At 72.1% G+C, this 6,067-nt stretch carries 7 protein-coding genes; 2 read left to right on the top strand and 5 right to left on the bottom strand.

Annotated elements, in window-relative coordinates:
* Window positions 1-220: 220 nt before the first annotated feature.
* On the bottom strand, window positions 221-1,468 hold the full coding sequence (locus tag ABT297_RS42450; RefSeq protein WP_350559687.1) for an MFS transporter: 1,248 nt from the start codon (window positions 1,466-1,468) through the stop codon (window positions 221-223).
* A 42-nt stretch (window positions 1,469-1,510) separates the two neighbouring features.
* Here ABT297_RS42450 and ABT297_RS42445 point away from each other — a divergent pair, with 42 nt between their 5' ends.
* Window positions 1,511-2,617 (top strand): ROK family transcriptional regulator, encoded by a 1,107-nt coding sequence (locus ABT297_RS42445; RefSeq protein WP_350559684.1) that lies wholly within the window; start codon window positions 1,511-1,513, stop codon window positions 2,615-2,617.
* On the opposite strand, the gene ABT297_RS42440 is transcribed toward ABT297_RS42445, so the two are convergent.
* Window positions 2,591-2,920: an STAS domain-containing protein gene (locus ABT297_RS42440; protein WP_350559681.1), complete on the bottom strand. Its 330-nt coding sequence runs from the start codon at window positions 2,918-2,920 to the stop codon at window positions 2,591-2,593. The two genes, ABT297_RS42445 and ABT297_RS42440, sit on opposite strands and share 27 nt — an antisense overlap.
* Window positions 2,921-3,009: 89 nt before the next feature.
* The gene (locus tag ABT297_RS42435; protein ID WP_350559690.1) at window positions 3,010-3,408 is read right to left on the bottom strand and encodes an ATP-binding protein; all 399 of its coding nucleotides are present in this window, start codon (window positions 3,406-3,408) and stop codon (window positions 3,010-3,012) included.
* On the opposite strand from ABT297_RS42435, the gene ABT297_RS42430 reads away from it, so the two are divergent.
* Window positions 3,289-3,792 (top strand): DUF6939 family protein, encoded by a 504-nt coding sequence (locus ABT297_RS42430; protein WP_350559693.1) that lies wholly within the window; start codon window positions 3,289-3,291, stop codon window positions 3,790-3,792. The genes ABT297_RS42435 and ABT297_RS42430 overlap by 120 nt on opposite strands.
* 526 nt (window positions 3,793-4,318) lie before the next feature.
* On the opposite strand, the gene ABT297_RS42425 is transcribed toward ABT297_RS42430, so the two are convergent.
* Both ABT297_RS42425 and ABT297_RS42420 read right to left on the bottom strand, forming a co-directional pair.
* A complete protein-coding gene (locus ABT297_RS42425; RefSeq protein WP_350559678.1) occupies window positions 4,319-5,293 on the bottom strand; it encodes a zinc-binding dehydrogenase in 975 nt (324 codons plus the stop codon).
* Window positions 5,294-5,423: 130 nt separating this feature from the next.
* Window positions 5,424-5,804 (bottom strand): MerR family transcriptional regulator, encoded by a 381-nt coding sequence (locus tag ABT297_RS42420; RefSeq protein ID WP_350559675.1) that lies wholly within the window; start codon window positions 5,802-5,804, stop codon window positions 5,424-5,426.
* Between the last annotated feature and the right edge of the window lie 263 nt (window positions 5,805-6,067).

The following is a 6,067-nucleotide window of genomic DNA, read 5'->3' as shown; positions in this document are numbered from 1 at the left end:
GCCGGCCGCGGTGACGAGCCCGGCGGGAGGTTCGTTGCCGGCCGCGATGACGAACCCGGCCCAACGTTCGCTACCGGCCGCGGTGACAAGCCCGGCCCGACGTTCGTTTACCGGCCGCGGTGACGAGCCTGACCGCACGCGTTCGTCATCGAAGCGGGCGGGGAAGAGCGGCGAAGCCGCCGGAAGGTGACGAGCGAGGCCGCCGGAGGATGACGGCGGGTCAGCCGACCGGGGTCAGGTCCGTGTCGCGCGGTGTGCGGTCCGATCGTCGCGACGAGCGGGACTCCAGGGCGAAGCTCGCCGAGGCCAGCGCGAACCCGGCGGTGCCCAGCGCCACCCCGACCCAGCTCGGCGCGATGTATCCCCAGCCGGCGGCGATGACCAGGCCGCCCAGCGCGGCGCCGAAACTGTTGCCGACGTTCATCGCCGACTGGTTCACCGCGGCGCCCATCAGCTGGGCGCCCGGCGCGACGCCGATCAGGCGCGACTGCATCGCCGGGCCGATGAACAGTCCCGCGGCGCCGACGAGGAAGGCGCCCGCGAACAGCGTGTAGCGGTTCTGGGCGAGGACCGCGAACGCGGCCATGCTCGCGATGAAGATGATGAACCCGCTCAGCAGGGTGCGGCGCAGGTTGCGGTCGGAGGCCCAGCCGCCGAGCGCGTTGCCGACGGTCATGCCGAGGCCCACCGCGACGAGGACCCACGGCACCGCGCCCTCGGACAGGTGCGCGACGTGCGTGGTGACCGGCGCGATGTAGCTGTCGATGGCGAAGAACCCGCCGAAGCCGATCGCGCCGGTCGCGGCGACCAGCCACACCTGCGGACTGCGGAAGGCGCGCAGCTCGGCGCGCGGCGAGCCGGTCGGGTCGGCGGGGGTCCTCGGCACCGTGAGCGCGACGAACGCGAGCGTGACGGCGAACATCGCGGCGATCGCGACGTACGCGACCCGCCAGTTCGCGGTCTGGCCCAGCCGCGTGACGAGGGGCACGCCGAACACGTTCGCGGCGGTCAGTCCGCCGAGCACGGTGGCGAACCCCTTGGCCTGGCTGCCGGGGCCGATGATCGACGCCGCGACGAGCCCGCCCGCGCCGAAGTAGGCACCGTGTGGCAGGGCGGCCACGAAGCGTGCGACGAGGACCGGCCAGAAGCCAGGAGCGAGAGCCGACGCGACGGTACCGAGGGTGAAGAGCCCCAGCAGCCCCACGACCAGCGTCTTGCGGGGCAGTCGCGCGGTCAGCGCCGCGATCGTGGGAGCGCCCACGACCACCCCGAGCGCGTACGCGCTGATCATCCAGCCACCGTGCGCAACGGCCTTCGCGGGCGACTGGGCGTACAACTGCGGCAGTAAATCCTCGGAGATGTCCGGCAGCAGGCCCATGGCCACGAACTCGGTCAGTCCGATGCCGAAGCCGCCCAGGGACAGGGCCAGCAGCGCGGCCCAGCGGCGAACCGCGGTGAGGTCCTCCATGCCGCCACTTTAGCAACAGCGTTGCGTTATACGATTGTGGTCGTGGACACGCCCGGTGCCGGCCTCGGATATCTGCGCGAGTACAACGACGCGCTCGTGATGGGCCTCGCCCGGACCGCACCGCAGTTCGACCGCTCGTCGATCGCCGCCGCGACCGGTCTCACCCCGCAGGCGGTGTCGAAGGTCCTCGCGCGGCTCGCCGGCGACGGGCTCATCGAGCCGGCCGGCGTGCGCCGCCGGGGCGTGGGCAAGCCGGCCACGATCTACCGGATCGTGCCCTCGAGCCGGTATGCCATCGGCGTGCACGTCACCCGCACCCGCGTCCGGCTGGTGCTCACCGACCTGCTCGGCGAGGTGGTGGCCGGCGAGGTGGTATCGCTGCCGGACGACTTCACGCCCGAGCAGCTCCTGTCGAGGGTGGACGCGGCCCGCGAGGAGCTGCTGCGGCGCCGGCCCGTGGACCCGGCGCGGATCCTCGGCCTCGGCATCGGCATGGTCGGGCCGCTCGACCACGCCAACGGCATCGTCCGCGACGCGCACCGCCTGCGGCACTGGCACGACGTTCCGCTGCGGGAGCTCGCCGCGAAGCGCCTGCTGATGCCGGTACACCTGGACAAAGACGTGACCGCGGGCGTCACGGCGGAGGCATGGCGCCGCGGCGGCGACTTCCGCGATGGCGTCCTCATCATGGTCGAGTCCGGCATCGGCGCTGGCCTCTGGCTCGCCGGCGCGGCCTATCGCGGCACGCACACCAACGCGGGCGAGTTCGGGCACACGGTGGTGCAGTTCGACGGCCCGCGGTGCGTGTGCGGGCGGCGCGGCTGTCTGGAGGTGCTGCACGACCGGGCGGTGGCCGGCGGGGACGTGCCGCTCGCGGCGCGGCTGCTCGGTGTCGGGGTGGTCAACCTGTTGCAGACCACCGACGTCGGCCACGTTGTGCTGGCGGGGACGGACCTCCTGCCCCACCATGACCTCTACGTCGAGGAGGTGGCCTCGGCGATACGCGTGCAGGTGCCCCGCGCCGACTGGCTCACGGTGACCGTGTCCGTGTCGGCGCTGGGCGGCGACGTGATCGCGGCCGGCGCGGCGATGCAGGTGCTCAACGCCGCCCACGGCCGCCCGTCACTGGACGGCGGTCTCGGCCGGTGACTCGTGGATGGTGAACACCCGGTCCAGGCCGGTGATCTGGAAGATGCGCAGCAGCCGCGCGTGGGGGATGACCAGCTCGACGACGCCGTCGGACTCCGTGAGGCGCTTGTGCGCGCTGATCAGCACACCCAGCGTGGTGGAGTCGAGGAAGCCGACATCGCTCAGGTCGATCACCAGCGTCGATGCGCCGTCGTCGATCAGCTTGTGCAGGTAGGCGCGCAGCTCCGGCGCGGTCGCGACGTCCAGCTCCCCGCTCGCCGCGACTACGGCGATCGGTCCGTCGACCGTCGAGGTGACCTGCATCGGCGTCCCGCCTTATCTCTCGATGTTCACTACGTGAATGTGCGTGGCATCGTACGTTCGTCCGGGTAAGCATACGTCCGAACGGCTGGTTACTCTCGCCCGGACGGGTCCCATGTCAGGTGCTTGCTGAACCGCACGAGCGTGCCGGTGTCCTCCACCGAGACCACATCCAGGCGCTCCACCACGGCGGCGAGAACGTGCAGGCCACGACCGTTCTCACGCAACCGCACCGGCTCGGTCGCCGGCTCCTCGGCGGCCACCGCCGCGACCAGCCCCGGGTCGAAGCCTCCTCCGTCGTCGGTGACCTCGATCACGCACTCGCTCTCGTCGACCGTGACCTCGATGTGATAATTGCTGGCGAGGCTCGCGTGCGAGACCACGTTTCCGCAGGCCTCGGTGAGCGCGAGCCGGATGTCGTCGCGGCAGTCCTGGGCCACGCCGGCACCCGCGAGGGCCCCGTCGAGGGTCCGCCGCGCATCACGGACCAAAGCGGCATCGCGCGGCAGTTCCAGCGTGAACTGCAGGCGCATCTCCTGCTGCGGCACATCTTCCTCCTTCGTCGCGTCCACGGCGTACCCACCACGCGCGGACCGAAAACTGTCGGCCCGGTCCGCGGCCACCGTGCCGGCCTCGACGGCACCGACCTGCTCGACTACGAGACCGCGCGCCGGCGCATCTACCTGCCGGCCTACCGTTTCGTCCTCGACCATCACCTCGGCACCGAGCTGACCCAGCTGCGAGCCCTGGCCGCGGCCGGCCCGATCGCCCTGCTCGACTACACGACCAACGGCGACGTGTCCGACCTGACGAGGCCGCTTTCCCACGCAGCCCTGATCCGATTACACGTCTTGAACGAGTGGCCGACCGGGTGACCAGCCGCACCCCGGACCGGTGCTCGGGCGGGTTACGTGACGGGACGGCCTGCGAGCGGCGCGACGGCGATCGGGCGGCGACCGGCCACGGCGCTGCGGACGGCGCTGCGCCGGCATGACGACCCTGTCCGGGCCAGGGGCCGGAGCTGGCCATGGTGTTCGTCGCGGCATTCAGCAGGATGTGGTTGTCGCCCTGGATGAGGTTCAGGCGGCCGCCCGGGATCGGAATACCGGTGCGGTGGCCGGGTAACGGCACCGGCTGGCCCTCGCTGGGTAGCGCGGGTGCCGCCCGCGTCGAACAGGGCGTGCATGGTCTTGCGGAGCTCCGGGGCGGCGTCGACATCGATGGCGCCGTCCACCGCCACCAAGGCGACGCCGTCTTGGCGGGCCCTGCGGCATCCCGGCGGCGAACGCGAGGGTGAGCACCACCACGGCCCGCACCCGGCGCGCCGCGCGGTGACGGTGGCCAACGCGAAGCCGTGGCGGGGCACTGCCGGCCCCCCACCACCCGGCGTCCGGTCCGGTTTCAGGGCCGCAGAGCCAGCTTGCCGACGGTGGCCCGCGCCTGAAGGTCCGCGAGCGCCCGCGGCCCGTCGGCCAGGTCATACGCGGTCGGCCGGCCGGGCGTGAAGACCCCGGCGGCCATGAGCGCGAACAGCTCGTCCATCAGCTCGCCGAAGATCTGCGGCGCGGCCTGCGCCAGCACGCCGATGTGCAGGCCGATCACGTGAACCTGGTGTTTGAAGTTCAGCTCCCAGTTGGTGATCGCAGCCTCGCCGCCGGCCACGCCGTATACGACGACCCGGCCGGTGACCCGCTTGGCCGCGGCCAGGCTGGCGCCGAACGCGGCGCCGCCGACCGACTCCAGCACCAGGTCCGCGCCCTTGCCGCCGGTCAGCCGCAGGACCTCGGCGGTGACGTCGGCGCCACCGGAGTCGATGACGTGATCGGCGCCCAGGGCCCGCACCGTCTCGTGCTTGCCCGACGAGGCGGTGGCGATCACGGTCGCGCCGTAGTGCTTGGCCATCTTCACCGCGGCCTGACCGACCCCGCCCGCCGCGGCATGGATCAGCACGGTCTCGCCGGCGGCGATACGGCCCAGCGGCCTGAGGGCGGCCAGTGCGGTAGCCCAGTTGAGGATGAGGCCCAACGCCTGCTCGCCGGTCCAGCCCGCCGGCACCGGCACCACGCCGGCCGCGGTCAGCACCATGTATTCGGCGAATGCGCCGTATCCGGCGCCGATGACGTGTGCGCCGAGCTTCGGGCCGGCCACCGCCTCGCCCAGAGCGACGATCTCACCGGCGGCCTCGAAGCCCGCGAGGTACGGCGCCTGCGGGCCGCCGTGGTACGTGCCGTGGGTCTGCATGACGTCGGCGAAGTTGACGCCCGCGGCGGTGACCCGGATCAGGACCTCGCCCGGGCCTGGGGCCGGCACCGGCGCGTCGGTGATCAGGCGCATGTCCTGCGGGCCGTTCAGCGACGTTTGCCGCAGGGCCCGCATGGTCGTGGGGATACCCGGCGGCCGTCCTGTCGTGGCCGTCGAGGTATCCGTTGTATGGGTGTGTGAGGTCATGCCGGACGCTAAAACCCTCACGCTTGCGTGAGGGTCAAGCCGGGGTACGGTCCCGGTTTCATGCCTCCTCGGCCGCGCGGGCGGCCGTTCGCGCGGCGCGCAGGTAGGCGTCGAGGGCGTCGCGGTTATGGGTCAGGGTCTCGATCCGGCGGTCGAGCTGTTCGCGCTGCCGAGCCACCTGGTCGAGCATGTGTGCGCATGGCACCGGCGGCAAGAGGTCCGCCGGATTGTCGAGGTAGGGCAGGACGTCGCGGATGATCCGGGTCGGCAGGCCGGAGTCGATCAGCCCGCGGATCTGGCGGACCACCTCGGCGGAGCCCTCGTGGAAGTCGCGGTAGCCGTTGCCGTCGCGAGCGGGCCGGATCAGCCCCTCCTCCTCGTAGTAGCGCAGCGCGCGAACGCTGACACCGGTCATTCGTGACAGTTCGCCGATCCTCATGCGACACCCCGGACTGCCGACCCCACGTGAATGCGAGCTTCACGGTATCGCGCGGTGCGGGCCGCGGCGGTGTCCTGTGTGGACGGGACTGTGTGCGGAAACACCGACGTACCCTGTCAGGTTTTCCTGGCACCGTGACCAGCATGAACCCAGCACTCACCGGAATCCCCGGCGCCGCACCCGGCTCGCTCGCCGGACGGGTCGCGCTCGTCGCCGGCGCCCCGCGCCGCCCCGGGCGGCGGATCGGCGGCAAGCACGGCGCC

The sequence above is a fragment of the Dactylosporangium sp. NPDC000555 genome, assembly GCF_040300025.1.
GTDB lineage: Bacteria > Actinomycetota > Actinomycetes > Mycobacteriales > Micromonosporaceae > Dactylosporangium.
This window is presented reverse-complemented; position numbering and strand designations above follow the sequence as displayed.